The sequence below is a fragment of the Halomonas koreensis genome (assembly GCF_031451675.1).
In the GTDB taxonomy this organism is placed as follows: Bacteria; Pseudomonadota; Gammaproteobacteria; order Pseudomonadales; family Halomonadaceae; genus Halomonas; species Halomonas koreensis.
The window spans coordinates 164,329-189,674 of sequence record NZ_JARWAK010000004.1 but is presented as its reverse complement, the minus strand read 5'-3'; the positions used below and the strand labels follow the sequence as shown (position 1 = coordinate 189,674).

The 25,346-nt window shown below is 69.9% G+C and carries 24 protein-coding genes and 1 tRNA gene; 16 read left to right on the top strand and 9 right to left on the bottom strand.

Annotated features, from left to right (window positions below):
• Nucleotides 1-24 precede the first annotated feature (24 nt).
• The 4 genes from QC818_RS06780 to QC818_RS06765 form a co-directional block, all read right to left on the bottom strand.
• Nucleotides 25-1,491, bottom strand: a complete 1,467-nt coding sequence (locus QC818_RS06780) for an alanine/glycine:cation symporter family protein (RefSeq protein WP_309652086.1) — start codon at nucleotides 1,489-1,491, stop codon at nucleotides 25-27.
• A gap of 333 nt (nucleotides 1,492-1,824) precedes the next feature.
• A complete protein-coding gene (locus tag QC818_RS06775; RefSeq protein WP_309652085.1) occupies nucleotides 1,825-3,255 on the bottom strand; it encodes a sigma-54-dependent transcriptional regulator in 1,431 nt (476 codons plus the stop codon).
• On the bottom strand, nucleotides 3,252-5,009 hold the full coding sequence (locus tag QC818_RS06770) for a transporter substrate-binding domain-containing protein (protein WP_309652084.1): 1,758 nt from the start codon (nucleotides 5,007-5,009) through the stop codon (nucleotides 3,252-3,254). Before QC818_RS06770 ends, QC818_RS06775 begins: the two co-directional genes overlap by 4 nt.
• A 7-nt stretch (nucleotides 5,010-5,016) precedes the next feature.
• The gene (locus QC818_RS06765; RefSeq protein ID WP_309652083.1) at nucleotides 5,017-5,880 is read right to left on the bottom strand and encodes a YicC/YloC family endoribonuclease; all 864 of its coding nucleotides are present in this window, start codon (nucleotides 5,878-5,880) and stop codon (nucleotides 5,017-5,019) included.
• Nucleotides 5,881-5,987: 107 nt separating this feature from the next.
• Between QC818_RS06765 and rph the strand changes: the two genes are divergently transcribed.
• Nucleotides 5,988-6,725: a ribonuclease PH gene (rph, locus tag QC818_RS06760; RefSeq protein ID WP_309652082.1), complete on the top strand. Its 738-nt coding sequence runs from the start codon at nucleotides 5,988-5,990 to the stop codon at nucleotides 6,723-6,725.
• Nucleotides 6,726-6,802: 77 nt separating this feature from the next.
• Here rph and QC818_RS06755 read toward each other — a convergent pair whose 3' ends face one another.
• Nucleotides 6,803-7,570 carry an exodeoxyribonuclease III gene (locus QC818_RS06755; protein ID WP_309652081.1) on the bottom strand — a complete coding sequence of 256 codons (768 nt, stop codon included), beginning with the start codon at nucleotides 7,568-7,570 and terminating at the stop codon, nucleotides 6,803-6,805.
• Between the two features lie 91 nt (nucleotides 7,571-7,661).
• On the opposite strand from QC818_RS06755, the gene pyrE reads away from it, so the two are divergent.
• From pyrE to rep, 3 genes are all read left to right on the top strand, one after another.
• Nucleotides 7,662-8,342, top strand: a complete 681-nt coding sequence (pyrE, locus tag QC818_RS06750) for an orotate phosphoribosyltransferase (RefSeq protein WP_309652080.1) — start codon at nucleotides 7,662-7,664, stop codon at nucleotides 8,340-8,342.
• A gap of 79 nt (nucleotides 8,343-8,421) precedes the next feature.
• Nucleotides 8,422-8,892, top strand: a complete 471-nt coding sequence (gene trmL / locus QC818_RS06745; RefSeq protein WP_309652079.1) for a tRNA (uridine(34)/cytosine(34)/5-carboxymethylaminomethyluridine(34)-2'-O)-methyltransferase TrmL — start codon at nucleotides 8,422-8,424, stop codon at nucleotides 8,890-8,892.
• Between the two features lie 39 nt (nucleotides 8,893-8,931).
• Nucleotides 8,932-10,983, top strand: a complete 2,052-nt coding sequence (gene rep / locus QC818_RS06740; protein ID WP_309652078.1) for a DNA helicase Rep — start codon at nucleotides 8,932-8,934, stop codon at nucleotides 10,981-10,983.
• Between the two features lie 197 nt (nucleotides 10,984-11,180).
• On the opposite strand, the gene QC818_RS06735 is transcribed toward rep, so the two are convergent.
• Entirely contained in the window at nucleotides 11,181-11,942 is a 762-nt protein-coding gene (locus tag QC818_RS06735) for a c-type cytochrome (protein WP_309652077.1), read from the bottom strand.
• A 236-nt stretch (nucleotides 11,943-12,178) separates the two neighbouring features.
• On the opposite strand from QC818_RS06735, the gene QC818_RS06730 reads away from it, so the two are divergent.
• The 3 genes from QC818_RS06730 (at nucleotide 12,179) to QC818_RS06720 (ending at nucleotide 16,133) form a co-directional block, all read left to right on the top strand.
• Nucleotides 12,179-12,255 (top strand) — tRNA-Arg (locus QC818_RS06730).
• A 204-nt stretch (nucleotides 12,256-12,459) separates the two neighbouring features.
• Nucleotides 12,460-14,220, top strand: coding sequence for a formate--tetrahydrofolate ligase (locus QC818_RS06725; protein ID WP_309652076.1), 1,761 nt, complete (start codon nucleotides 12,460-12,462; stop codon nucleotides 14,218-14,220).
• Between the two features lie 194 nt (nucleotides 14,221-14,414).
• On the top strand, nucleotides 14,415-16,133 hold the full coding sequence (locus tag QC818_RS06720; RefSeq protein ID WP_309652075.1) for an EAL domain-containing protein: 1,719 nt from the start codon (nucleotides 14,415-14,417) through the stop codon (nucleotides 16,131-16,133).
• A gap of 4 nt (nucleotides 16,134-16,137) precedes the next feature.
• Here QC818_RS06720 and QC818_RS06715 read toward each other — a convergent pair whose 3' ends face one another.
• The 3 genes from QC818_RS06715 to flgA form a co-directional block, all read right to left on the bottom strand.
• Nucleotides 16,138-16,587, bottom strand: coding sequence for a flagella synthesis protein FlgN (locus QC818_RS06715; protein ID WP_309652074.1), 450 nt, complete (start codon nucleotides 16,585-16,587; stop codon nucleotides 16,138-16,140).
• Nucleotides 16,584-16,874, bottom strand: coding sequence for a flagellar biosynthesis anti-sigma factor FlgM (flgM, locus tag QC818_RS06710; RefSeq protein WP_309652073.1), 291 nt, complete (start codon nucleotides 16,872-16,874; stop codon nucleotides 16,584-16,586). The genes QC818_RS06715 and flgM overlap by 4 nt, the downstream gene beginning before the upstream one ends.
• A 101-nt stretch (nucleotides 16,875-16,975) precedes the next feature.
• A complete protein-coding gene (gene flgA, locus QC818_RS06705; RefSeq protein WP_309652072.1) occupies nucleotides 16,976-17,668 on the bottom strand; it encodes a flagellar basal body P-ring formation chaperone FlgA in 693 nt (230 codons plus the stop codon).
• 158 nt (nucleotides 17,669-17,826) lie between these two features.
• Between flgA and flgB the strand changes: the two genes are divergently transcribed.
• The 9 genes from flgB (at nucleotide 17,827) to flgJ (ending at nucleotide 25,305) form a co-directional block, all read left to right on the top strand.
• Nucleotides 17,827-18,240 carry a flagellar basal body rod protein FlgB gene (gene flgB / locus QC818_RS06700; protein ID WP_309652071.1) on the top strand — a complete coding sequence of 138 codons (414 nt, stop codon included), beginning with the start codon at nucleotides 17,827-17,829 and terminating at the stop codon, nucleotides 18,238-18,240.
• A gap of 15 nt (nucleotides 18,241-18,255) precedes the next feature.
• On the top strand, nucleotides 18,256-18,663 hold the full coding sequence (gene flgC / locus QC818_RS06695; RefSeq protein ID WP_309652070.1) for a flagellar basal body rod protein FlgC: 408 nt from the start codon (nucleotides 18,256-18,258) through the stop codon (nucleotides 18,661-18,663).
• A gap of 4 nt (nucleotides 18,664-18,667) precedes the next feature.
• Complete coding sequence (gene flgD, locus QC818_RS06690) at nucleotides 18,668-19,378, top strand: flagellar hook assembly protein FlgD (RefSeq protein WP_309652069.1); 711 nt, start codon at nucleotides 18,668-18,670, stop codon at nucleotides 19,376-19,378.
• A 65-nt stretch (nucleotides 19,379-19,443) separates the two neighbouring features.
• Entirely contained in the window at nucleotides 19,444-20,859 is a 1,416-nt protein-coding gene (gene flgE / locus QC818_RS06685) for a flagellar hook protein FlgE (protein ID WP_309652068.1), read from the top strand.
• Between the two features lie 3 nt (nucleotides 20,860-20,862).
• On the top strand, nucleotides 20,863-21,618 hold the full coding sequence (locus QC818_RS06680) for a flagellar basal body rod protein FlgF (protein ID WP_309652067.1): 756 nt from the start codon (nucleotides 20,863-20,865) through the stop codon (nucleotides 21,616-21,618).
• Between the two features lie 26 nt (nucleotides 21,619-21,644).
• The gene (gene flgG / locus QC818_RS06675) at nucleotides 21,645-22,427 is read left to right on the top strand and encodes a flagellar basal-body rod protein FlgG (protein WP_309652066.1); all 783 of its coding nucleotides are present in this window, start codon (nucleotides 21,645-21,647) and stop codon (nucleotides 22,425-22,427) included.
• A 31-nt stretch (nucleotides 22,428-22,458) separates the two neighbouring features.
• Nucleotides 22,459-23,145 carry a flagellar basal body L-ring protein FlgH gene (locus QC818_RS06670; RefSeq protein WP_374710062.1) on the top strand — a complete coding sequence of 229 codons (687 nt, stop codon included), beginning with the start codon at nucleotides 22,459-22,461 and terminating at the stop codon, nucleotides 23,143-23,145.
• Between the two features lie 10 nt (nucleotides 23,146-23,155).
• Entirely contained in the window at nucleotides 23,156-24,286 is a 1,131-nt protein-coding gene (locus tag QC818_RS06665) for a flagellar basal body P-ring protein FlgI (protein ID WP_309652064.1), read from the top strand.
• Entirely contained in the window at nucleotides 24,286-25,305 is a 1,020-nt protein-coding gene (gene flgJ, locus QC818_RS06660; RefSeq protein ID WP_309652063.1) for a flagellar assembly peptidoglycan hydrolase FlgJ, read from the top strand. Before QC818_RS06665 ends, flgJ begins: the two co-directional genes overlap by 1 nt.
• Nucleotides 25,306-25,346 lie beyond the last annotated feature (41 nt).

Here is a 25,346-nt window from a genome sequence, read left to right as displayed (position 1 = left end):
CGGTTGAGCCGGGCCCTGGTGGGGTCATCGGGTGGCCGGTGCGGCCGCCGCGGTCCGCTGGGCCCGCTCGCGGTCCTCGGGCTCGATCTCCCAGGCGGTCGGATCCACGTTCAGGTCGTCGAACCTGGCGGCGTCGAAGATCGGCTGCTTCACTCCGTCCCGGATCTGGCCATCGAAGTCGCTCAGGATGCGTAGCCCCGGCTTGAACAGCAGGATCAGGGCGACGAGGTTGGCCAGGGCCAGCAGGCCCATGGTGGTGTCGGCGAAGGCGAAGACGGTACCCAGGTCGGTCATCGCCCCCCAGGTGCACAGGCCGATGATGGCCAGGCGGAAGGCGTTGAACAGGGTACGATTGCCCCGGCTGAAGAAGTCGAGGCTGTTCTCGCCCAGATAGTAGTTGTAGAGGATGGTGCTGAAGCCGAACAGCAGCAGCGCAACGCTGACGAAGCTGCGGCCCCATTCGCCGACGTGGTCGGCCAGCGAGGCCTGGGTCAGGGCGATGCCGTCGATGCCGGCGCCGGCGGCCGGATCATAGGCCCCGCCGAGCAGGATGATGAAGGCGGTGGCCGAGCAGATGATCATGGTGTCGATGAACACCGAGAAGGCCTGCACGATGCCCTGGTTGACCGGGTGCGGTATATAGGCGACGGCGGCGACGTTGGGCGCGCTGCCGAGGCCCGCCTCGTTGGAGAACAGGCCGCGCTTGACGCCCATCATGATCGCCGCGCCGATGCCGCCGCCGATGGCCGGCTCCAGGCCGAAGGCGCTGTTCACGATCAAGCCGATGACGTCGGGCAACTGTGTCGCGTTCAGCGCCAGCACCACCAGGGCGATCAGCAGGTAGCCGCCCGCCATCACCGGGACCAGCACCTCGGTGACCCGGGCGATACGCTTGACGCCGCCGAAGACGATCAGGCCCACCAGCAGGGCCAGGCCGAGCCCGGTGTAGCGGGCCGGGATGCCGAAGGCATCGTCGAAGGAGGTGGCCACGGCATAGGACTGCAGGGCGGTGAAGGCGAAGCCGAAGGTCGCCAGCAGCAGCACCGAGTAGAGGCCGGCCAGCCAGTGCCAGCGGCGGCCGAGGCCGCGGGCGATGTAGCGGGCCGGGCCGCCGCGGTAGGTGCCGTCGGGCTCGGCGGTCTTGTAGGTCTGGGCCAGGGTGCACTCGAGGAAGCTGGTGGCCATGCCCATCAGGCCGACCACCCACATCCAGAACACCGCGCCCGGGCCGCCGAGGGTGATGGCCACGGCGACGCCGGCGATGTTGCCGCCGCCGACTCGGCCGGCCACCGACAGCAGCAGTGCCTGGAAGGAACTCAGATGGCCGTGTCCGTCACGCTTGAAGGCCTGGCTGGCGCCGAGGATGCGGAACATGCGGCCGAAGTAGCGGAACTGCACGCAGCGCGAGGCGATGGTGAATCCGACGCCCACGGCGATCAGCAGGGCGATCAGTACCTTGCCCCACAGCAGGTCGTTGATCAGAGCGAGCATGCGGCACCTCCCTGGTTGGCGATCGTCATGGCGGGGGAGGCGGTCGCGGCCGGTGTGGCCGCCTTCGTTGTTGTTGGCATCGGTCGTCGAACCTCTTGCTCTTGGAATGTGGTGGCTCCCTTCGCGGAGCCACTTCCTATGGAGCAAGGCGCATGCCAGATGGTGAGTTTTCCGTTAACGTGTTGTTTTATTGGTTTTCTTCGTGAGTCGTGGGCCGGCACGCGGTCGCGAAGGGGTATAACCCTACGACGGCCCGACGCCATGATTCTCATGTAAGTTTCTGAAATAAAAGGGATAAATGGCGCTATAACCCCGGTTATCGAGGCGACCGGGTTATAGGGGTTCCGGGCCGGCCTCGCGCAGCTTCTTCAGCCGCTTGCTGAGTGCCGGCTGGGAGATGCCCAGCAGTCGCGAGGCGATCGACTGGTTGCCCTCGGCGCGGCGCATGGCCTCGCGGACCAGCAGGTCGGCGACCTCGTGCAGCGTCGGCAGGGGTTCGTCGGGGGCGAAGACATGACGTTCGGCGCAGGCCTTTGAGGGCTCGGGGAGCATGCGTCCCGGCTCGATGGCGCGCCGGAACACCTCCATGGACAGCGTCCGCGAGCGGTGGACGCTCATGGCGTCATAGGCCATGGCGCGCAGTTCGCGCACGTTGCCGGGGAAGGGGTGGTTGGCCAGTAGGACCGGCAGTTCCGGGGGGTAGGTCGGCCGGGGCTTGCCGAGCTCGTCGGCGGCCTCGGCGAGGAAGTGGTCCAGCAGCAGCGGGATGTCGCCGCGGCGTCGCCGCAGCGGCGGGAGCCACACCTGGTGGGTGCGCAGTCGGTAGTAGAGGTCCTTGCGGAAGTCGCCTTCCCGCTGGCGCGCTTCGAGGTCGTGATGCGTCGCCACCACGATGCGCGCCCGCGCCCGCTTGGGCCGGTCGCTGCCCAGCGGGTAGTACTCCCCCTCCTGCAGCAGGCGCAGTAGCTTGACCTGTGACGCCGGGCTCAGGTCGCCGATCTCGTCGAGGAACAGGGTGCCGTCCGCGGCCTTTTCGATCATCCCGTCGCGGGGGCGGTCGGCCCCGGTGAAGGCGCCCTTCTCGTGACCGAAGAGCGTATCGGCGAAGACGCCGTCGTCGAGCCCCGCCGCGTTGACGCAGACCAGCGGGCCGCGGCGATCGCTCAACTCATGGGCCGCCCGGGCGATCAGCTCCTTGCCGACGCCGCTCTCCCCGCCGATCAGCAGCGGCTGGCCGCTCGGGGCCACCGACTCGAGGTACTGGAAGACCGAACGCATGCCCTTGTCGTCGGTGACGATGTCGGCGAAGGCCTCGGGGTGTTCCAGGGTGTCATTGAGGAAGCGCCGACGCAGCTCCTGGTTCTCCTGGCGCAGTTCCTGCAGGCGGATGGCCCGCTTGATGCCCTCGATCAGCCGGCTCTGTTCGTCGGTCTTGACGAAGTAGTCGAAGGCGCCGTGCTTGATGCAGTCGACGGCGGTCTCCACCTGATTCAGGCCGCTGATCACGATCACCCCGACATCGGGGTGCTCCTCGACGATGCGCCGCAGCAGCTCCTCGCCCGACAGGTGGGGCATGGTCAGGTCCAGGGTCACCAGGCCGATGTTCTCGCGCGCCAGGATGTCCATCACCTGGCGGCTGTCCTCGCAGCGATGGAGGTTGTTGATGCCGTCGCTGCGTTCCAGGGCGATGCTCAGGCTGCGCAGAAAGGAGGGCTCGTCGTCGACCAGCAGCAGGCCGAAGGTGGGATAGAGGTTCATGCTCATCGCTCGTCCTGAGAGGAGGCGTCATCGTCGTCGGCCGGGGCCACGGGCAGCGTCAGGGTGACGGTGGCGCCCTCGCCGGGACGCGAGGCGAAGGCCAGGTCGCCGTCATGCTCGCGGACGATGCCGGCGGAGACCGACAGCCCCAGGCCGGTGCCGCCGGACTCGCGCCGGGTGGTGAAGAAGGGGTCGGTCAGTCGGGAAAGCGTCGTCGGGTCGATGCCCCGACCCTCGTCGCGCACTTCCAGGGTCACGGCCCCGTCGTCGGGGAGGTGGCGGGTGGTCAGACGGATGCCCTGGTCGCGTCCCTCGAGTGCCTGGCAGGCGTTCAGCACCAGGTTGATCACCACCTGCTCGATGCGCTGGGCATTGCCCCGCACGGCGGGCAGGTCGCCCGCATAGTATGCCTCGAAGCGGTCGGTGGCCTGGCGGATCGAGTTGTCGACCAGGCGCACCGCGGTCTGGACCACCTCGTCGAGGTCGAGGCGCTCGCCGAGATCGCGGCTGCCCTGGCGGGCGAAGTCCTTGAGATCGCCGACGATGCGCTTGATGCGCCGGGTGCCCTCCAGCATCTCGTCGAGCATCGAGGGCGCCTCGTCGCGCATGCGCGAGTAGGGCAGGCCGCCGAACGGGAAGTCGCCGTGCTCGCGATAGTGGGCCTCGAGCACGGGCCGGGCATCCTCATAGGCATCCCGCAGCACCGGCAGGTTCAGCAGCAGCAGGCCGCTGGGATTGTTGATCTCGTGGGCGACGCCCGAGACCAGGACGCCCAGCGAGGACATCTTGTCGGCCTGGATCAACTGCTGCTGCTGGCGCTGGAGTTCCTCGGTGCGGCTCGCCACCTCGCGCTTGAGCATGCGATTCCAGACCACGATGCCGCCCAGAATCAGCAGCAGCAGCGCCGAGGCGATGGCGCCGATCAGGCCGAGCCGCTTCCACGGCAGGCCTTCCCCCTGCTCCAGGGGGCCCAGCCACTTGTCGTAGATCGCCTGGTGACGGCCGGTGTTCTTGAGGATCGCCAGGCCCTCGCTGAACTGGGCCAGGACGTCGGCATTGCCCTCCTTCACCGCATAGCCGTAGCGCAGCGAGAAGGGCCGGGCGACCGGCACGAGGTTGGTCAGCCCCAGCTCGCGACTGAGGTAGAGCGCCGGGAGATTGGCCACCAGGGCGTAGTCGTGCTGGCCGGCGGCGAGGGCACGGAGCGCGTCGGCATGGGTGTCCGTGGTGAACAACTTGGCCCCCACCGCCTGCTCGATCAGCAGGTCCTGCATGATGTCGCCGCGTTGGACGATGACCTCCTTGCCGCGCAGCGCCTCCAGGCTTTCCACGGGCGGCGTGCCGCGACGGGCGAAGATCGACTGATGGACGATGGCGTGGGGCGGGGCGAAGTCGAAGCTGGCGTCGCGGGCCTCGGAGTAGGACATGCCCTGCAGGGCGTCGATCTCGCCGGTTTCCAACTTGCGGCGCATCTCGCTCCAGGGGCCCAGCTCGATGCGCACCTCGACGCCCATCACCTCGGCGATGGCCCGGGTCAGCTCGACATCGTAGCCGGCGGGACGGCCGTCCTCGTCGAGGAATTCGTAGGGCGGGTGGTAGTGGTCGCCGCCGACCACGATCACGTCATCGTCGCCGCCCGGCTCTCCGGCCGCGCCCGGGGTGGTCTGGCCGGCGGCAGACCAGGCGGCCAGGCATAGCGACACCAGCAGGGCCAGTCGCAGGCCCGCCGAGAGGCAGGGAGCGTTCGAGCGCACGGGCATCGCGAGGCTACTCGATGTTCTGGATCTGCTCGCGCATCTGCTCGATCAGCACCTTTAGCTCCACGGCACAGCGGGTGGATTCGGCGACCACCGACTTCGAGGACAGGGTGTTGGCCTCGCGGTTGAGCTCCTGCATCAGGAAATCCAGGCGTCGACCGATGGGGCCGGGCTGGCCCAGCTGGCGTTCGACCTCGGTGACGTGGGCCTCCAGCCGGTCGAGCTCCTCGGCGACGTCGGCCTTCTGGGCAAGCAGTACCAGCTCGGCCTCCAGGCGCTGGGGGTCGAGCTCGGTGCGCATCTCCGCCAGCCGCTCGAGCAGCTGGGCGCGCTGGCGCTCGAGGATCCCCGGCAGCAGGCGTCGCACCTCGGCGACCTGTTCGCGGATGCCATCGAGGCGTGCGCGGATCAGCGCCTCGAGCTTGTCGCCCTCCCGGGCGCGGCCGGCGAGCAGGTCGTTCAGGGCCGCCTGGAACAGCGCCTGGGCCTCGGCCTTGATCGCCGCGAGATCCGGCCCCGCCGACTCGACCACCCCGGGATGCCCCAGCAGCGCCAGGGCATCGGGCAGCGGAGCCTCGGGCACCTCCGTGCGCACCTCGTCCAGCGCCTGCGCCAGGGCGCGCAGCCGCGGGCGGTTGACGGCCAGCGAGGCGTCGGCCTCGGCCGGCTCGAAGCGCAGCTGGCACTCCACCTTGCCGCGACCCAGGCGGCGGCGAAGGGCCTCGCGGAAGCCCGGCTCGAGGTCGCGCAGCGCTTCGGGCAACCGGAAGTGGGGTTCGAGATAGCGCTGGTTGACCGAGCGCAGCTCCAGCTGCAGCCGGCCCCAGGCGGCGTCGCGGTCCTGTCGCGAGAAGGCCGTCATGCTGTGGACCATGGAAGACTCCCGGTATCGCATCGATGGGAGAGCAGTGTAAACGATTCCGTCTCCAGACCGTGTAGAATGCCGGCGATATCATTCCCCGACCATTCGAGAGAGGTGCCATGTCCTCGGACATCCGGCGTCCCAGCGGACGCGCCCCCGATCAGCCCCGTGAGATCCGCCTGACCCGCGACTACACCCGCCACGCCGAGGGCTCGGTGCTGGTGGAGTTCGGCGATACCCGCGTGCTGTGCAATGCCAGCGTCGAGGCCGGCGTGCCGCGCTGGCTGCGCGGCAAGAAGCAGGGCTGGGTCACCGCCGAGTACGGCATGCTGCCCCGGGCCACCCATACCCGCGGCGGCCGCGAGGCGACCCGCGGCAAGCAGGGGGGGCGGACCCTGGAGATCCAGCGGCTGATCGGTCGCTCGCTGCGGGCGGCGGTGAACCTCAAGAAGCTCGGCGAGTTCACCATCACCGTGGACTGCGACGTCATCCAGGCCGACGGCGGCACCCGCACCGCGGCCATCACCGGCGGCTGCGTGGCCCTGGTCGATGCCGTTCGCTACCTGCAGCGCGAGAAGCTGATCAAGGGCGACCCCTTCCACCAGCTGGTGAGCTCGGTCTCGGTGGGCATCTACCGGGGCGTGCCGGTGGTCGACCTGGACTACCCGGAAGACTCCAGCGCCGGCACCGACATGAATGTGGTGATGGCCGAGGGCGGCGGCCTGATCGAGGTGCAGGGCACCGCCGAGTCGGGCACCTACAGCCGCGCCGAGCTCGACGCCATGCTCGATCTGGCCGAGAAGGCCGGGGCCGAGCTGTTCGATCATCAGCGCCAGGCGCTGGGCATCCGCCGCTGACCCTGAACGCAGGACGCCGGCCCGAAGGCCGGCGTCCTGCGTCGCACCCGGGCGCGACGGCGACGAAGGGAGGCGCGTCAGAGCGTCAGGTCGTACTCGACGATCAGCGGCGCGTACTCGGAGAAGGTGGCGTCGTAGTCGATCCAGGCGTCCACCACATGGCGGCGGAAGTTGGGGCCGACCAGCTGGTAGTCGATGCGCCAGCCCTCCTGGCGCTCCCGGGACTGGTCCTGGTCCAGCGCCGGCCACCAGGTGTACTCGCCGGCGTCGCGATTGGTCTCGCGGAAGGTGTCGATGAAGCCGGTAGGGCCGAGCACCTGATCCATCCAGGCGCGCTCCTCGGGCTTGAAGCCGGGCGTCGTCTGGTTGTCGGCCCAGTTGGCCAGGTCGATGGTCTTGTGGGCGATGTGCCAGGTGCCGCAGATGATGTACTCGCGGCGCTTGCGGGCCATCTTGGACAGGTATTCCTGGTACTGGGCCATGAAGGCCTGCTTGGCGGCCGGGTCGCTGCCGTCGGGCATCAGGAAGCTGGCGATGCTGAAGCGGTCGTAGTCGGCCTGCAGGAAGCGGGCCTCATGGTCGCACTGGGGGAAGCCCAGGCCGTACATGATCGCCTTGGGGATCTTGCGGCAATACAGGCCCACCCCGGAGAAGCCGTCCTGCTCGGCGTCCAGGAAATAGCCCTCGTAGCCTTCCGGGAAGAGAATGCTGTCGTCGAGTTCGAAGCTCTTGGCCTTGAGGTTCTGCACGCAGACGACGTCGGCATCCTGGTTGGCCAGCCAGTCGAGGAAGCCTCGACCCACCGCTTCGCGGATGCCATTGACATTGATCGTGGCGATTTTCATACATGGTCCCTTTTGCGTCGCGCGTGTATGATACCCGACGTTTCGACGTTTGGGTAAATGGCGTCAGCCAATAAACGTGATAGGAGGCTCCGTGGCCGCATCGACCCTGCAACCCTACCAGCAGGCCTTCATCGAGTTCGCCATCGAGCAGGGCGTGCTGCGCTTCGGCGAGTTCACCCTCAAGTCCGGGCGCGTCAGCCCCTACTTCTTCAACGCCGGGCTGTTCAAGACCGGCCGCGCCCTGGCGCAGCTGGGCCGCTTCTATGCCCGGGCCATCGCCGACAGCGGCCTGGAGGCCGACGTGCTGTTCGGCCCGGCCTACAAGGGCATTCCCCTGGCGGCGGCCACCGCGGTGGCGTTGGCGGATCATCATGACCGCGATCTGCCCTATGCGTTCAATCGCAAGGAGGCCAAGGATCACGGCGAGGGCGGCCAGATCGTCGGTGCCGCCCTGGAGGGCCGCATCCTGATCGTCGACGACGTCATCACCGCCGGCACCGCCATCCGCGAGGTGATGGGGCTGATCGAGGGCGCCGGGGCCGAGGCCGCCGGCGTGGTGGTCGCCCTCGATCGCCAGGAGCGGGGCGGCGACGACGGCGATGCCCGCAGCGCCATCCAGCAGGTGGCGGCGACCTACGGCATGCCGGTGGTGAGCATCGTCACCCTGGACATGGTGCTCGAGTATCTGGAGGTCCACGCCGGCGCCGAGCTGCGCGGCCACGCCGAGGCCATCCGTGCCTATCGCGACCGCTACGGGGTCGCGAACGACTGAGACGAGCGCCTCGCTGCCCCTCTCTCGGGCCCCTGACGGGGCCCGAGCGCGTTCCAGGCCATCATATCAGGAGGCGTCGATGCTCGACGTGGTGCTCTACCAGCCCGAGATCCCGCCCAACACCGGCAACCTGATCCGGCTCTGTGCCAATACCGGCTTCCGGCTGCACCTGATCGAGCCGCTGGGCTTCACCCTGGACGACAAGCGGCTGCGCCGCGCCGGCCTCGATTACCACGAGTGGGCCCGGGTGAGGGTGCACCCGGACTGGGCGGCCTTCCTCGAGGCGGTAGCCCCGGGCCGCGTCTTCGCCGTTTCGACCCGGGGCCGTACCGGCTATCATGAGCCGGCCTATCGGGAGGGCGACGCCCTGGTGTTCGGCCCTGAGACCCGCGGCCTGCCCCAGGCCATGCTGGATGCCCTGCCCGAGACGCAGCGCCTGCGCATCCCCATGCGGCCCGAGAGCCGCAGCCTGAACCTGTCCAACGCCGGGGCGGTGCTGGTCTTCGAGGCCTGGCGCCAGCTGGGCTTCCCCGGCGCCGGCCATCTGTAGGCGCGCAGCGTGCTGCGCGATCGTGGAGGAAACCGCGCCATGAGCATTCAGCAGCGAATCGCCAAGCTCAATCCCCGCCAGCAGGAAGCGGTACGGGCCATCGACGGCCCCTGCCTGGTGCTGGCCGGCGCCGGCTCCGGCAAGACCAGCGTGATCACCACCAAGATCGCCTACCTGGTCCAGGAGTGCGGCATGAGCGCCCGGCGCATCGCCGCGGTGACCTTCACCAACAAGGCCGCCCGGGAGATGAAGGAGCGGGTGGGCCAGATGCTCCAGGGCCGCCAGGGTCACGGCCTGACGGTCTCCACCTTCCACACCCTGGGGCTCAACATCATCCGCGGCGAGCTCAAGACCCTGGGCTACAAGCCAGGCTTCTCGCTATTCGACCCCGAGGACGCCAAGGCGCTGCTGCGCGACCTGATGAACAAGGACGCCCAGGTCGACGCCGAGGCGATCAACCAGGTCCAGGCGACCATCTCCAACTGGAAGAACGACCTGGTCCGGCCCGGCCAGGCGCTGTCCCATGCCGGCAGCGAGGACGAGCTGTTCGCCGCCCGGGTCTACGAGGCCTATGTGCGCCACCTCAAGGCCTACAACGCCGTGGACTTCGACGACCTCATCCTGCTGCCCGTGACCCTGCTGCGCGACGATCCCGAGGCCCTGGCCCGCTGGCGGCGCAAGATCCACTACATGCTGGTGGACGAGTACCAGGACACCAACGTCAGCCAGTACCAGCTGGTGCGCCTGCTGATGGGCGAGCGCCAGACCTTCACCGTGGTCGGCGACGACGACCAGTCGATCTACGCCTGGCGCGGGGCGCGGCCCGAGAACCTGGTGACCCTGGGCGAGGACTTCCCGCGGCTCAACGTCATCAAGCTCGAGCAGAACTACCGCTCCACCGGCACCATCCTGGGTGCCGCCAACACCCTGATCGCCAACAACCCCCACGTCTACGAGAAGACCCTGTGGTCCGACATGGGGCGGGGCGAGGCGATCCGGGTGGTGGTCAACCGCCACGAGGAGGCCGAGGCCGAACGCGTGGCCAGCGAGATCCTCACCCGGCGCATCAAGGAGCGCGCCGAGTGGCGCGACTTCGCGGTGCTCTACCGCGGCAACTTCCAGGCCCGGCTGCTGGAGCTCAAGCTGCAGCATTACCAGATCCCCTACAAGCTCTCCGGCGGCACCTCCTTCTTCTCGCGCAACGAGATCAAGGACGCCATGGCCTACCTGCGGCTGCTGATCAACCCGGCCGACGACAACGCCTTCCTGCGCATCGTCAACGTGCCGCGCCGGGAGATCGGGCCGACCACCCTGGAGAAGCTGGCCAACTACGCCACCGAGCGGGGCAGCTCGCTGTTCGCCGCCTGCCGGGAGCTGGGGCTGGCGGAGCAGTTGCCGACCCGGGCCGTCGAGCGGCTCGGGAGGTTTACCCACTTCATCGAAGGGGTGCGCCGGCGCATGGACGGCGGCGACGCCATCGCCGCCATCCGCGAGATGCTGCGCGAGATGGACTACGAGGCCTGGCTCTACCAGAACGCCAGCGCGCCGACCATCGCCGAGCGGCGCATGGCCAACGTCTGGACTCTGGTCGACCAGCTCGAGAAGTCGATGCAGGCCGATCCCGAGGAGGACGCCACCAGCACCGCCACCGAGACCGACGGCGTGGAGGCGGCGATCTCGCGGCTGGTGCTGCGCGACATCCTCGAGCAGCAGGCCGAGGAGGACGACTCCGACCGCGTGCAGCTGCTGACCATGCACGCCTCCAAGGGCCTGGAGTTCCCGCATGTCTACCTGATGGGCCTCGAGGAGGAGCTGCTGCCCCATCGCAATGCCATCGAGGTGGGCACCGTGGAGGAGGAGCGGCGCCTGGCCTATGTGGGCATCACCCGGGCGCGGCGCACCCTGACCCTGACGCTGGCCCGCCAGCGCAAGGCCTACGGCGAGCTGATGGACTGCACGCCCAGCCGCTTCCTCGACGAGCTGCCGGCGGATGCCCTGGAGTGGGAGGGGCGCGCCGATCGTGAGGATCCGGAGAAGAAGCAGGCCCGCGGCCAGGACGCGTTGGCGGGGATCCGCTCGCTGCTGGGATGATCCCGGGTGCGAGGTGCGAGGTGCGAGGTGCGAGGTGCGAGGTGCGAGGTGCGAGGTGCGAGGTGCGAGTGATGGAAGCCTCGTGGGTCGGGTAGGCGAGCCTGCGAGCGCACCCGACAATCAATGCGCCGTGGCGACGGCGGAAAGCAAGCGGGGCGCCCTAGGGCGCCCCGCTGTCGTCTCCCGCGCGGTCGTCCTTACTCGACGCTGCCGAGCAGGTGATCCACGGCGGCCTTGACCTCGGCGTCGGACAGGCCGGGGTTGCCGCCCTTGGCGGGCATGGCGTTGAAGCCGTTGATGGCGTGGTCGTAGAGGGTCTCGGTGCCCTGCTCGAGACGCGCCGCCCAGGCGGCGGCGTCGCCCTTCTTCGGGGCTCCGGCGGCGCCGGTGTCGTGGCAGGCCATGCACACGCTGTTGTAGATGGCGGCGCCATCGATGCCGGCGGTGGCCGGTTCGGCGCTGGCGTCCGCGCCGTCATCGGCCGGGGCCGCGTCGTCGCCGCCGGCGGCCTGGGCGGGCACCTCCATGACCGGCTCCACCAGGTAGGCGACGGCGGCCTGGACTTCCTCGTCGGAGAGGTTGGGGTTGCCGCCGCGGGCCGGCATGGCGTTGAAGCCGTTGATGGCATGGCCCAGCAGCGTCTCGAAGCCCTTGTCGGTACGACCGGCCCAGGCCGCCTCGTCGCCGCGCTTGGGTGCCCCGGCGGCGCCGGTGTCGTGACAGGCCATGCAGACGTTGTTGTAGATGGTCTCGCCGTCGGCGCCGCCGGAAGCGGCGCTATCGCCACCGCCGCTCGCGGCCATGGCGGTGCCGCAATCCTCGCCCTGCAGGCACACCTCGCCCACCGGCGCCAGTCGCTCGGCGATGGCCTCGCGGTCCACGTCTTCCTGGGCATGGGCCATGCCCGCGGTCAGGCCGAGCAGGGCCAGACACCCCATGATCAACTTGCTGGATTTCACTCTCACCACCTCTTGACGGTCTTGTCATCGAATCACGGTCGGCATCACGACAGCCGCAGGACGCCATGAAGCGCACAATGCGCGCCAGTATAGCGGGATCGACAATCACTGGAAAATGTCGCCGATCAACTCCCCGGCAGTCGGGGCGCGGCGATGATGGCCGCCCGGCTGGACAGCCGCCGGGTCGGCAGGATAGGATATGGCTCGCCTGACGGGCATTCCCCGTCGGGCCGTGTGCGCCCTTAGCTCAGCTGGATAGAGCGTCGCCCTCCGGAGGCGAAGGTCAAAGGTTCGAATCCTTTAGGGCGCGCCAGAATCTCAGGGCCCACGGTCATCCGTGGGCCCTTTTTCGTGTGCCGTCTTCCGCCGTCGGGGCGTGGCGCCTCCGTCATGGCCGTTTCGACTACGCGGATGTCGCAACCGGAATGCTCGCCCGCGCCGAGACGGACCACGCTGCTGTCAGGGCCCGGGAGCGGGCGTTGTCGGGCCCCGCCGGACGCACACGAAGGGGGGCGAGATGACCGACTATATCCCGTTTCGAGACGATAGGTCCGCCGCTCGCCCGGCCTCGCCGCCGGAGTCACCCCCCAGCGGCACCCTGCCGCCGCCGGGCTCGCCGGACATCCTCATCGCCCGGGCGGTGCCGCCGCGGCCCATCGCCGAGGTCGCGGCCCGTCTCGGGCTCGACGCCGACCGGCTGCTGCCCTTCGGTCACGACAAGGCCAAGCTGCCGCATGATCTCACCGACGGCCTGGCCGCGCGGCCCCAGGGCAAGCTGGTGCTGGTGACCGCCATCACCCCGACGCCGGCCGGCGAGGGCAAGACCACGACCACGGTGGGGCTCGGCGACGGCCTGAACCGGCTCGGCCACCGGGCGGCCATCTGCCTGCGCGAGCCCTCCCTCGGCCCCTGCTTCGGCATGAAGGGCGGGGCCGCCGGCGGCGGCCGGTCCCAGGTCATCCCCATGGAAGACATCAACCTGCATTTCACCGGCGACTTCCATGCCATCACCAGCGCCCATAACCTGCTGTCGGCGCTGATCGACAACCACCTGTACTGGGGCAACGAGCTCGATATCGACCCCGAGCGCATCGCCTGGAAGCGGGTGATGGACATGAACGATCGGGCGCTGCGCCACCTGACCGTCGGCCAGGGCGGTCAGGGGGTGATGCGTCGCGACGGCTTCGATATCACCGCGGCCTCCGAGATCATGGCCATCCTCTGCCTGGCCGCCGACCTGGCCGATCTGCAGCGCCGGCTGGGCGAGATCCTGGTGGCCCGGGATCGTAGCGGCCGGCCGATCCGGGCGCGCGATCTCGGCGCCGACGGGGCCATGGCGGTGCTGCTCAAGCAGGCCCTGGCCCCCAATCTGGTCCAGACCCTGGAGCACAACCCGGCCTTCGTCCACGGCGGCCCCTTCGCCAACATCGCCCATGGCTGCAACTCGGTCATGGCCACCCGGGCGGCGCTGTCGCTGGCCGATATCGTGATCACCGAGGCCGGCTTCGGCGCCGACCTAGGGGCCGAGAAGTTCTTCAACATCAAGTGCCGCCAGGCCGGCCTCTCCCCGAGCGCCGTGGTGGTGGTGGCGACCCTGCGGGCGCTCAAGATGCACGGCGGCGTGGCTCGGGAAGCCCTGGGTGAGGTCGATCCCGAGGCCGTGAGGCGCGGCGCCCGCAACCTGGCGCGGCATGTCGATAACCTGCGCACCTTCGGCGTGCCGCTGCTGGTGGCCATCAACCAGTTCGACCAGGACGCGCCGGAAGAGCACGAGACCCTGCGCCAGGCCTGTGGCGAACTGGGCGTCGAGCTGGTGGTCAGCAGCCACTGGCGCGACGGTTCGGCCGGCAGCGAAGCCCTGGCCGAGCGGGTGGCGGCCATGCTGGAGGAGGAGCCCGCCCCGGCGCTGTCGTTCACCTATGGCGACGAGGCCCGGCTGGAGGACAAGATCCGAGCCATCGCCACCCGGCTCTATGGGGCCGCCGACATCAGCCTCGACGACGGCGTGCGCCAGCGGCTCGAGGAATACGAGGCCCTGGGCTATGGCCACCTGCCGGTCTGCATCGCCAAGACGCAGTACAGCTTCGCCGCCGAGCCGGCCATGAGCGGGCTGGCCGCCGGCCATGTGCTGCCGGTGCGCGACACCGAGCTCGCGGCCGGCGCCGGCTTCGTGGTGGCGCTGTGCGGTTCCATCATGCGCATGCCGGGTATGCCGCGACGCCCGGCGAGCCTCGGCATCCGGCTCGACCCGCGCGGCGAGGTCGACGGCCTGTCCTGATCCGGGGCGGCGGGCCCCCGCCGGGCTGGTATACTTCAGGCCAGCGTGGGCAGGCTGGTGAGGCACTCGCATGAGGCGAGGCCGTCCCGTCAACGGGCGTCGTGAGGGAACCCGCTTCGTCATTCGTTTCGCGCTAAAGAAGGCTTCGATTCGGCCGACACCATGTCGACACCTTGAGATCGCGAGACGGCAGCATGACGGGCGACGGCACCAGACCACCAACCAGCCATTCCGGCACGCCGGCGTCCGTGCAGCGCCTGCCGGCGGCGCTGTCCCACCTCGCCGTCGAGCGCACGCCGGTCGGCCTGATGCTGGTGGATGACGACTACCGCATCCGCTGGGTCAATGCCGGCTTCCGCCAGCTGCTGGCCGCCCGGGCCCCGGAGCCGGTCGGCGCGCTGCTCGGCGAGCTCGTCAGCCGGCCCGCCTATCTGAGCTCGACCGACCCCGGCCCGGCGGGCGGCTGGCAGTCGGTGCGGCTGGGGCAGCGGCCGGAGGATCGCCTGGTGCTGATGACGGGGACGCCGGCCGATGCTCGGGGGTTGCGCCTGTTCACCTTCCTCGACCCCTGGGAGGAGGGGCTCAGCGGTCCGTCGCTGTCGCTGGGCCTCCACCGGGACCCGGTCAACCGTCTGGCCAGCGTCTGGCTCTTCGAGGATCGCCTGCGCCATGCCCTGGAGCGCTCCTCGCGACCGGACCAACCCGTGGGGCTGCTGCTGGCGCGCCTCGATCAGCGCGAGGCCCTGCGAGAGCGGCTCGGAGTGGAGGGCCTGGAGGCCCTGCTGCAGCAGGTGGAGCGGCGCCTCGCCCAGACCCTGCGCCGCGAGGACAGCCTGTCGCGGTTGAGCGAGGGATGCTGGGGGATCCTGATCGAGCACCCGCTGTCCCCGGTCGGCCTGCAGACCGCCGCGCTGCGCTGTCTCGAGGCGATGGAGCCGCCCTTCCGGACACGCGGGCGTGCCCAGCAGCTGCTGAGCCTGAGCATCGGCATCGCGATCTCGCCCGACGACGGCGAAACCGCCGACCAGCTGCTGTGCGGCGCCGAGAGCGCCCTGGGAGAGGTGGAGCCGGGGCGCCATGCCTTCTTCGACGCGGCCCTGCGCCGGCGGCTGGCGGCCGACCTGGCGTTCCGCCAGCAGCTCCAGGAGGCGCTGATGGCCCCGCAGCGGCACTTCCGGGTGGTCTATCAGCCCCAGCTCGACCTGCGCAGCGGACGCTGCGTCGGGGTCGAGGCCCTGGTTCGCTGGCGACATCCCGAGCGGGGCCTGCTGCCGCCGGGCGACTTCCTGCCGGTGGTCGCCGAACTGGGCCAGCAGGTGCGGCTGGATCGCTGGGTGCTGGGTGCCGTCGTCGCCCAGCATGCGGCCTGGCGGTCTGCGGGATCGCCCCTGGCCGAGCTGGCCGTGGCGGTCAACCTGTGCGCCGAGATGCTCGACCAGGAGGTCTTCGATCGACGCCCCCTGGATGTCTTCCTGCGCCATCAGGCCATCGAGCCCGGCTGGCTGAGCCTCGAGTTCGCCCAGGACGATCTCGTCACCCAGGCGGCGGCCAACGGGCACCTGATCAAGCGCCTGCGGGCGCTGGGGGTGGGGCTGGTGGTCAACGACTTGGGACGCGGCGGGCTGGACCTGATGGGCCTGGCCGGCCTGGCCGTGAGCCGGGCCAAGCTGAGCCGCTCGCTGATCGCGGCCCTCCCCGAGGGGACGTCCCGTGAGGGCGCCGCCCTGGCGGCCATGCTGAAAGGATTGCCGATGATGGGGCTGGAGGCCGTGGCGGTGGGCATCGAGACGCCGGGCCAGCTATCGTCGGTCAGGGGGCTCGGGATCGATCTGATGCAGGGAAACGCCCTGGGGGCGCCGCTGTCGGCGGAGCCTCTGGAGGCCTGGCTGGCGGCTCGGCGGGCGCCCGCCTGAGGCGTCAGGCTCGGGCGTCGAGGCGTCTCGGTTGCAGCCCGGTGCGGCCGTCGGCGCCGTAGACGGCGGGATTGGCCAGGCGGTGGATGTAGTCGAGCATTTCCTGATTGTGGCCCATGCGCAGCTCCAGCAGGCGGCCGTTGCGCTCATTGAGCCGTGCGACCTCTCCGGCCGTGGCCAGCAGCGCCTCCCACTGCGCCAGGCAGTCGGCATCCGCGGCCGCCTGGCGGGCGCCGTCGCGGCCGGCCGGGTAGCCGAGCCGCCGCTGCACCTCGGCGCGGCGCCGCTCGGTGCCCTCCAGCGACTCCTGCAGCTGCGTCTTCTCCTCGGCCACCGCCTGCAGGCGGTGGCCGTCGATATCGCCGGCCACCAGCAGCGCCTGTTCCTCCTCCAGCCGGTCCCGCAGGGTCGACAGGCGCCCGACCTGTTCCTCGAGCAGCCGCTGGAGACTCATGAGCCCTCGCTCCGCTGGCCGAGCAGGTCCTGGACGCTGGCGAGTAGGCCGTCGGCGATGCGCTCCGGGTCCAGCTCCAGCCGGCCGTCGCGAATGGCCTCGCGGATCTCGTCGACCCGGGCGGTGTCGATGTCCTGGCTGGCATCGGCCGCGCTGTGGCGAAGATGCGTTTGCGTCGCCGACTCGGCGCCCTCGTCGGCGGGCGACGACGCGCCCTGGGGCTGGCGAGCCGGGTCGCGCGGCTCGATCTGGCCGGGACGCAGGGGATGGTGATTGTCGACTTTCACGGTGAAGGGCCTCGTGACCGGTGCGTTACCCGGGCTATCGGCGCCCGAAGGCGTAACTTTAATGGCCTTGCCGGGTGACTTCCAGCCTGGCCCCGGCCGATTCAGCCGTCCACCGCCAGGCGGCGGGGGCCGATGACTCGCCCCTCGATGATGCGCCGGTCGTCCAGCCTTACCCGGATGCGTTCGCCCCGGCCGCCGGCGCCCAGCGCCTCGGCCTGCCGGGTCACCCGGAAGCCGTCGCCGCGCGCCTCCAGCGTCACCCGGTCGCCGCGATCCACCAGGTGGGGCGGGCGCAGCTGATGAGCCTGGAACGGCCGGTCGGCGGCCAGCGGACGCCGCGCCACCTGGCCGACGACGGCCTCGGGATCGCGCAGCGCCTGGCGTGGCAGGCGGTTCAGCGCGCCGCGGCGCATCGCCAGGTCGTGCCGGGAGAGGCGCTCGCCGGTCGCGATGCGCCGGGCCGTGACCGGGTAACGGCCGATCGCCTCGACCTCGGCCTGCAGGTAGCGGGTGCGCCGCTCCGCCCCGCCGCACTCGACCCCCACCGACACCCGGCCGAGCGGCGGGCGCGCGCCGTCCGGCAGGAAGGGGCGCGGGTCCTGGCACGCCGGGAAGCGGGCGTTCGGGGGGTGGAGGGTGACGCTCACCGATTCGCCGAGGCCGGCGGCCTCCCGCTCCAGGAAGGCGCCCGCGGCCTGCACCCAGGGCGCCTCGGCCAGCGCCTGGGCGGGGCCGGCCAGGGTCAGCACGGCCAGCACGGCACGCATCAGCGGGCGGGGGAGTCGCGGCGTCATGGCGAGGTCCTGTTCGGGAGCTGTGGACGAGTCTAACGCGCGTCGCGTTGCCGGAACCGGGGAAATGGCCCCCCTTCCTCCGGCTGTTCGTTCCTTTGGGGTGACCGCGGGCTGGCTATTCTGCACCCTCGACGAATTTCCATTTCCGGGAGCGCCGGATGATCGACCAGCTCGAAGCCGCCTTCAATTTCCACCAGCAGGCCCTGGGGCTGCGCCATGAGCGCCAGAAGGTGCTGGCCAGCAACATCGCCAACGCCGACACCCCGGGCTACAAGGCCCGCGACATGGACTTCGGTCGCGAGCTGGAGAGGGCCGTGAAGCAGGGCCAGGCGGCCGGCGGCGGCCTGTCGCTGTCGCGCACCGCCGAGGGGCACCTGCCCGGCCAGGGGCCGGCGTCGGTGGGCCGCGACCTGCTCTACCGGGTGCCCGACCAGCCCAGCCTGGACGGCAACACCGTGGACATGGATCGCGAGCGCACCGCCTTCGCCGACAACTCGGTGCGTTACCGGACGGCGCTGACGATCCTCAACAGTCGCATCCAGGGCCTCAAGAAGGCCATGCAACCCGAATAAGCCAGGAGCGGATCCATGTCGATGTTCTCTGTGTTCGATATTTCCGGCTCGGCCATGAGCGCCCAGTCGCAGCGCATGAACGTGACCGCCAGCAATCTCGCCAATGCCGACAGCGTCGCCGGCCCGGACGGCGAGGCCTATCGCGCCAAGCAGGTGATGTTCGAGAGCCGGGCCGCCTCCCGGGCCGGCATCGGCGGCGTGGGGGTGCGCGAGGTGGTCGAGGATCCCTCCCCGCTGCGCCAGGAGTATCGCCCCGAGCACCCGCTGGCCGACGACCAGGGCTACGTGAGCATGCCCAACGTCGATCCCGTGGCGGAGATGGCGAACATGATCTCGGCCTCGCGTTCCTATCAGGCCAATGTCGAGGTCATGAACACCAACAAGCAGTTGATGCTCAAGACCCTGACCCTGGGCGAGGGCTGATCCCATGGCGAACACCATCGATTCCAGCGTGACCAGCGCCCTCAACGCCGGCGCGGCGAGCGGCCGGGCGGGGCAGTCCGCGGCCCTACAGGACAGCTTCATGACGCTGCTGGTGACGCAGCTGCAGAACCAGGATCCGCTCAGCCCGATGGAAAACAAGGAGATGACCTCCCAGCTGGCGCAGATCAACACCGTCAGCGGCATCGAGAAGCTGAACGACTCCCTGGGGCAGATCAACGACCAGATCGATGCCGGCCAGACCCTCCAGGCGTCCGGCCTGATCGGCAAGGGCGTGCTGGTGCCGGGGGATCGCATCCTGCTCAGCCAGGGCGAGGCCGCCGAGGGCGAGGAAGGCGATGGCGAGGTCACCACCACGCCCTTCGGGGTCGAGCTCGAGCAGCCGGCGGACAACGTCACCGTCACCATCACCAACCAGGCCGGCGAGGTGATCAACCGCTACGACCTGGGCGGCGTCGATGCCGGGGTGGAGTCCTTCAGCTGGGACGGCGAGACCAGCGACGGCCAGATCGCCGCGGACGGGGCCTACCACGTCAGCGTCGAGGCCACCCGCGGCGGCGAGCCGGTGCCGGTGGACAGCCTCAACTATGCGGTGGTGGGCAGCGTGACGCCGCCCACGGACGGCGGGCCGCTGACCCTGGACCTGGGCGCCGTCTATGGCCGGGTCGAGCTCTCCGACATCAAGCAGATCCTCTGACAGCCGGGCCGGCAAAGCGTCGGCCGCTCCACGCTTCGCAACGCAGATAACGCAGGGATAGTGACATGGGTTTCTCACAAGCGCTCAGCGGCCTGAACGCCGCCTCCTCCAGCCTCGACGTGCTGGGCAACAACATCGCCAACTCCCAGACCGTGGGCTACAAGAGCTCCAGCGCCCAGTTCGCGGACGTCTTCGCCGGCTCCACCGGCCTGGGCACCAAGGTCTCGACGGTCCTGCAGGACTTCGAGGCGGGCAACATCGAGGCCACCGGCCGCGAGCTGGATCTGGCCATCAGCGGCCAGGGCTTCTATCGCTTCCAGCAGAACGGCGAGGTGGTCTACTCGCGCAACGGCCAGCTATCGATGACGCCGGACGGCTACCTGCAGAACGCCCAGGGGGCCCGGATCATGGGCTACGGCATCAACGCGGCCGGCAACGTCGAGACCGGCGGCCAGCCCGAAGTGCTGCAGGTGCCGTCAGAGGAGATGCCCGCCAGCGCCACCACCGACGTGGCCACCACCCTCAACCTGGATTCCCGGGAGGTCGTCGGCGACGAGCTCAGCCAGACCACCCTCGCGACCGGGGGAACGGCGCCCAACGACGAGACCACCGTCAACTACCACTATTCCAACAACTTCACCGTCTACGACTCCCTGGGCAATCCGCGCAATATCACCGTCTATTACGAGAAGGGCGAGCAGCGCGTAGATAACACGACGGCCACGCCGCGCGATGTCTACTACGACGCCAGCAGCGGCAACAACGTGTACTACAACAGCGGTACCGGCAACTACGAAGATCAGGCCGGGACGGCCCTGGCGACACAGCCGGATACCGCCAACCTGACGGCGGTGATGGACGATACGGCCAACACCTGGACGTCGCGCATCGCCATGGATGGCCAGCTGCTGGCGAACGGCGCCGACATGCCCCAGCAATCGCAGCTGACCTTCGATGCCAACGGCCAGCTGACCGCCGGCGGCAACCAGACCTATACCTTCGCCTCCGCCGGCTTCCTGGGCGGCGGGCCCCAGGACCTGACCTTCGACCTGAACCTGGCCGGCTCCACCCAGTTCGGCAACAGCTCGCGGGCCAGCGATCTGACCCAGAACGGCTACACCTCCGGCGCCCTGGTGGGCATCACCATCGAGGAGGACGGCACCGTGACGCGCAACTACACCAACGAGCAGTCGCGCCCCGCGGGCCAGATCGCCCTGGCCAACTTCCGCAACCCGGAAGGCCTCCAGGCGGTGGGCGACAACGCCTGGACGTCCACCGCGGCCTCGGGCCAGGAGCTGCTGGGCGAGGCCGGCACCGGGGTGCTGGGGACCATCGAGGCGGGGGCCATCGAGACTTCCAACGTGGACCTGGCCAAGCAACTGGTGGACATGATCGTCACCCAGCGCGCCTATCAGGCCAACTCCCAGACCATCAAGACCCAGGACGAGGTCCTGCAGGCCTCCATCAACCTGAGCCGCTAAGCCATGGATCGCATCCTCTACACCGCCATGAGCGGCGCCCGGCAGAGCATGGAGCAGCAGTCGGTGGTCAGCCACAACCTGTCCAACGCCTCCACCACCGGCTTCCGCGCCCAGCTGCACGCCATGCGCGCGGTGCCGGTTCAGGGCGAGGCGCGCCTGGACACCCGGGCCTCGGTGGCCGCCTCGACCCCGGGCAGCGACTTCTCCGCGGGCCCCATGAATCACACCGGCCGCGCCCTGGACGTGGCGATGCAGGGTGACGGCTGGCTGGCCGTGCAGGCGGCGGACGGCAGCGAGGCCTATACCCGCCGGGGCGACCTCCAGGTGGATGGCGACGGCCTGCTGCGCAGCGCCGGCCGCCCGGTGCTCGGCGAGGGCGGCCCCATCCAGGTGCCGCTGGGCGCCTCGTTGTCGATGGGCAGCGACGGCACGCTCAGCGCGATCGGGGCCGGCCAGGACGCCGATGCCCTGGCCATGGTCGGGCGCCTCAAGCTGGTCTCCCCGGGGGAGGCCGGCCTGGTGCGCGGCGATGACGGCCTGTTCCGGGCGCCGCCCGGCGAGGACGGGGCCGTGGCGCCGCTGCCCGCGGATGATCAGGCCCGGCTGGTGAGCGGCGCCCTGGAGGGCAGCAACGTCAGCGCCGTCGAGACCATGGTGTCGATGATCGACGTGGCCCGCCGCTACGAGATGCAGACCAAGGTCATGAGCACCGCCGACGAGAACGCCCAGCGCGCCAACCGCCTGCTGTCGATGAGCTGAGCCCCGACCAACACGAGGAAATCCGCATGATCAAGTCACTGTGGACGGCCAAGACCGGCCTGGAATCCCAGCAGGTCAAGCTGGACGTCATCTCCAACAACCTGGCCAACGTCAACACCAACGGCTTCAAGCAGTCCCGGGCGGTGTTCGAGGACCTGCTCTACCAGAACCTGCGCCAGCCGGGCGCCCAGAACAATGCCCAGGACAGCCTGCCGTCGGGCATGCAGGTGGGTACCGGCGTGCGCCCGGTGGCCACCGAGCGGCTGCACACCCAGGGCGGGCTCGAGCAGACCGGCAACTCCCGGGATCTGGCGATCGAGGGGCGGGGCTTCTTCCAGGTCCAGATGCCGGACGGCACCACCGCCTATACCCGTGACGGCAGCTTCCAGCTGGACCAGAACGGCCAGATGGTCACCGCCAATGGCTACCCGCTGGAGCCGGCGATCATCGTGCCCGCCAACGCCCTGTCGGTGAGCATCGGCGAGGACGGCATCGTCTCGGTGAAGACGCCGGGCAACAGCCAGTCCGAGGAGATCGGCCAGATCACCCTCTCGACCTTCGTCAATCCCACCGGCCTGGAGAGCCTGGGCGGCAACCTCTATGCCGAGACCACCGCCTCGGGGCCGCGCACCGAGAATGTGCCGGGCATCAACGGGGCCGGCAACGTCCTGCAGAACTACGTCGAGACCTCCAACGTCAACGTGGTCAAGGAGATGGTCAGCATGATCCAGACCCAGCGGGCCTACGAGATCAACAGCAAGGCCGTGAAGACCAGCGACGAGATGCTGGCGCGCCTCGCGCAGCTGTGACCATGATCGGCGACGGGAGGCAGGCTTCATGATGGGCGTCGTATCCGGCCGGCTCGGCCCGCTGCGCTGGCTGGCCGTGCTGGCCCTGCTGGTGCTGGGGGGCTGCGCACAGATTCCCCACGCCTCGGTGGTCGGCGAGCAGGAGCGCATCGAGATCCCCGAACGGCCGGCACCGCGGGCCAACGGCTCGATCTACCAGCCGCGGCGCGGCTACCAGCCGCTGTTCGAGGATCGCCGGCCGCGCATGGTGGGCGATATCCTGACCATCGTGCTGGACGAGCAGGTCAGCGCCAGCAAGAACGCGCAGTCGAATGCCGATCGCAGCGGCTCCGCCGGCCTGGATCTCGCCCAGCTGCCGGATGCCCTCGACACCCTGGCCGAGTACGGCTTCGACGTCTCCGGCGAGAGCGACTTCGAGGGCGGCGGCGGCTCCCAGGCCAACAACTCCTTCACCGGCACCATCACCGTCACGGTGGTGGACGTGATGGGCAACGGCAACCTGCGGGTGAGGGGCGAGAAGCAGATCGCCATCAACCAGGGTACCGAGTTCATTCGCTTCGGCGGCGTGGTCAATCCGCGCACCATCACCGGCGAGAACACCGTGCCGTCCACCTCGGTGGCCGATGCCCGCATCGAGTACGTCGGCGACGGCTACATCAACGAGGCCCAGCACATGGGCTGGCTGCAGCGCTTCTTCCTCAACGTCTCGCCCTTCTGATGGTGATCGCATGACCCCACGCAAGACGCTCCCCATTCCCGGTATCGCCGGACGGGTGCTGCTCCTGGCGCTGTGCTGCCTGCTGGCCCTGCCGGCCCAGGCCGAGCGACTGCGCGAACTCGGCAGCTTCGCCGGCGTGCGCGACAACGCCCTGGTGGGCTATGGCCTGGTGGTGGGCCTGGACGGCACCGGCGACCAGACCATGCAGGCGCCCTTCACCGGCCAGAGCCTGACCAACATGCTCTCCCAGCTGGGCATCACGGTGCCGCCCGGCACCAACATGCAGCTGCGCAACGTGGCGGCGGTGATGGTCACCGCCGAGCTGCCGCCCTTCGCCCGCCCCGGCCAGCGCCTCGACGTGGTGGTGTCCTCGGTGGGCAACGCCGACAGCCTTCGTGGCGGCACCCTGCTGATGACGCCCCTCAAGGGGGCCGACGGGGACACCTACGCCATGGCCCAGGGCAACCTGCTGGTCGGCGGCGCGGGGGCCTCGGCGGGGGGCAGCAGCGTGCAGATCAACCAGCAGGCCGGCGGGCGCATCGCCGGCGGCGCCACCGTGGAGCGTGGCGTGCCCCTGGACCTGGGCGCCAACGGCGGCCTGCTCGAGCTGCAGCTCGACAGCGACGACTTCGGCACCGCCCAACGGGTGGTCAGCGCCATCAACCGCGAGTTCGGCCGCCCCGTGGCCGCGGCGCGCAACGCCCGGGTCATCGCCCTGGACGGGCCCCTGGATCCCAATGCGCGGGTCAACTTCATGGCCCGCGTCGAGAACGTCCGGGTCACGCCCACCGAAGAGCCGGCCCGGGTGGTGCTCAACTCGCGCACCGGCTCCATCGTGCTCAACGGCGCGGTCACCCTGCGCCAGGCGGCGGTGGCCCACGGCAACCTGTCCATCGTCATCGACACCGAGGTCGGCGTCAGCCAGCCCAACCCCTTCGCCGATGGCGAGACCGTGGTGGTCGAGGACACCGAGGTCAGCATCCAGCAGCAGCCCGGCACCCTCAAGGTCGTCGAGGGGGCCGACCTGATGGAGGTGGTCGATGCCCTCAACTCCCTGGGCGCGACGCCCAATGACCTGATGTCCATCCTCGAGGCCCTCAAGCAGGCGGGCTCGCTGCGAGCCGAACTGGAGATCATCTGATGAGCCTGGATACCCCCGGTCACCTCAGCGGACAGTTCGCCCTCGACGTCCAGGGCCTCGAGCGCCTCAAGCACACCGCCGAGGGCTCGCCCGGCGAGGGACTGGACGGCGCCGCGCGCCAGTTCGAGGCGCTGTTCGTGCAGATGATGATGAAGAGCATGCGCGAGGCGGTGCCGTCCTCCGGGCTCCTCGAGGACAAGCACACGGACTTCTACCAGTCCCTGCTCGACAAGCAGTGGTCCCAGGTCGTCGCCGATCGCGGCGTCGGCCTGGCCGAGCGGCTGGTGGAACAGCTGGAGGGAGAGGTCGGCGGCCCGCGCCGCGGCACGGGCGCCGACCACGAGGCGCTGATCGCCGGGATCCCGAGAGGCACGCCGCGGCCCCTGGAGGACGCCCTGAGCGCGGAGGCGCCGTCGGAGGCTGCCGGCGGCGAGGCGCGACCGGCCTCCTTCATGGACGCCCTGCAGGTCACGCCGGCCGGCGATGCCTCGCGTCCCGAGGCGGCGGATCGCCATGCCGGGCGGCCGAGCCATGTGCGCGACTTCCTGGACCGGCTGGCCGAACCGGCGCGGGCCGCCAGCCGCGCCTCCGGCGTGCCGGCCGAGCTGATCCTGGCCCAGGCGGCGCTGGAGACCGGCTGGGGACGCCACGAGATCGCCACCGCCGATGGTCGCAACAGCCACAACCTGTTCGGCATCAAGGCCGGCGGCGGCTGGCGGGGCGAGACCACCGAGATCCTGACCCACGAGGTCATCGACGGGCAACGCCGGCCGGTGCGCGACCAGTTCCGGGTCTACGGCTCCTTCGAGGAAGCGTTCACCGACTATGCCCGGCTGATCGGCGACAACCCCCGCTATGCCGGGGTGACGGCCGCCGCCACTCCCGACCAGGCGGCGCGGGCCCTGCAGCGGGGCGGCTATGCCACCGACCCGGCCTATGCCGACAAGCTGATCGCGGTGATGGACAGCCTGGGGCCGCTGGCCGGCGACGCCATGCTGGCGCGCCGCGACGGCCGCTGACCCGCCTTCTCGTCGCGTCGGGCCTCAAGTCCGCGGCCCGG

Bases quoted from the DNA above. Each gene is read 5' to 3' on its own strand.
- QC818_RS06765 (WP_309652083.1), bottom strand. From the start codon at position 5,880: ATGGTCCACAGCATGACGGCCTTCTCGCGACAGGACCGCGACGCCGCC.
- QC818_RS06780 (WP_309652086.1), bottom strand. From the start codon at position 1,491: ATGCTCGCTCTGATCAACGACCTGCTGTGGGGCAAGGTACTGATCGCC.
- rph (WP_309652082.1), top strand. From the start codon at position 5,988: ATGTCCTCGGACATCCGGCGTCCCAGCGGACGCGCCCCCGATCAGCCC.
- QC818_RS06670 (WP_374710062.1), top strand. From the start codon at position 22,459: ATGGGCGTCGTATCCGGCCGGCTCGGCCCGCTGCGCTGGCTGGCCGTG.
- QC818_RS06720 (WP_309652075.1), top strand. From the start codon at position 14,415: ATGACGGGCGACGGCACCAGACCACCAACCAGCCATTCCGGCACGCCG.
- QC818_RS06680 (WP_309652067.1), top strand. From the start codon at position 20,863: ATGGATCGCATCCTCTACACCGCCATGAGCGGCGCCCGGCAGAGCATG.
- QC818_RS06775 (WP_309652085.1), bottom strand. From the start codon at position 3,255: ATGAGCATGAACCTCTATCCCACCTTCGGCCTGCTGCTGGTCGACGAC.
- flgE (WP_309652068.1), top strand. From the start codon at position 19,444: ATGGGTTTCTCACAAGCGCTCAGCGGCCTGAACGCCGCCTCCTCCAGC.
- flgD (WP_309652069.1), top strand. From the start codon at position 18,668: ATGGCGAACACCATCGATTCCAGCGTGACCAGCGCCCTCAACGCCGGC.
- QC818_RS06725 (WP_309652076.1), top strand. From the start codon at position 12,460: ATGACCGACTATATCCCGTTTCGAGACGATAGGTCCGCCGCTCGCCCG.
- rep (WP_309652078.1), top strand. From the start codon at position 8,932: ATGAGCATTCAGCAGCGAATCGCCAAGCTCAATCCCCGCCAGCAGGAA.
- flgC (WP_309652070.1), top strand. From the start codon at position 18,256: ATGTCGATGTTCTCTGTGTTCGATATTTCCGGCTCGGCCATGAGCGCC.
- QC818_RS06755 (WP_309652081.1), bottom strand. From the start codon at position 7,570: ATGAAAATCGCCACGATCAATGTCAATGGCATCCGCGAAGCGGTGGGT.
- trmL (WP_309652079.1), top strand. From the start codon at position 8,422: ATGCTCGACGTGGTGCTCTACCAGCCCGAGATCCCGCCCAACACCGGC.
- flgG (WP_309652066.1), top strand. From the start codon at position 21,645: ATGATCAAGTCACTGTGGACGGCCAAGACCGGCCTGGAATCCCAGCAG.
- flgB (WP_309652071.1), top strand. From the start codon at position 17,827: ATGATCGACCAGCTCGAAGCCGCCTTCAATTTCCACCAGCAGGCCCTG.
- QC818_RS06665 (WP_309652064.1), top strand. From the start codon at position 23,156: ATGACCCCACGCAAGACGCTCCCCATTCCCGGTATCGCCGGACGGGTG.
- QC818_RS06715 (WP_309652074.1), bottom strand. From the start codon at position 16,587: ATGAGTCTCCAGCGGCTGCTCGAGGAACAGGTCGGGCGCCTGTCGACC.
- flgJ (WP_309652063.1), top strand. From the start codon at position 24,286: ATGAGCCTGGATACCCCCGGTCACCTCAGCGGACAGTTCGCCCTCGAC.
- QC818_RS06770 (WP_309652084.1), bottom strand. From the start codon at position 5,009: ATGCCCGTGCGCTCGAACGCTCCCTGCCTCTCGGCGGGCCTGCGACTG.
- flgA (WP_309652072.1), bottom strand. From the start codon at position 17,668: ATGACGCCGCGACTCCCCCGCCCGCTGATGCGTGCCGTGCTGGCCGTG.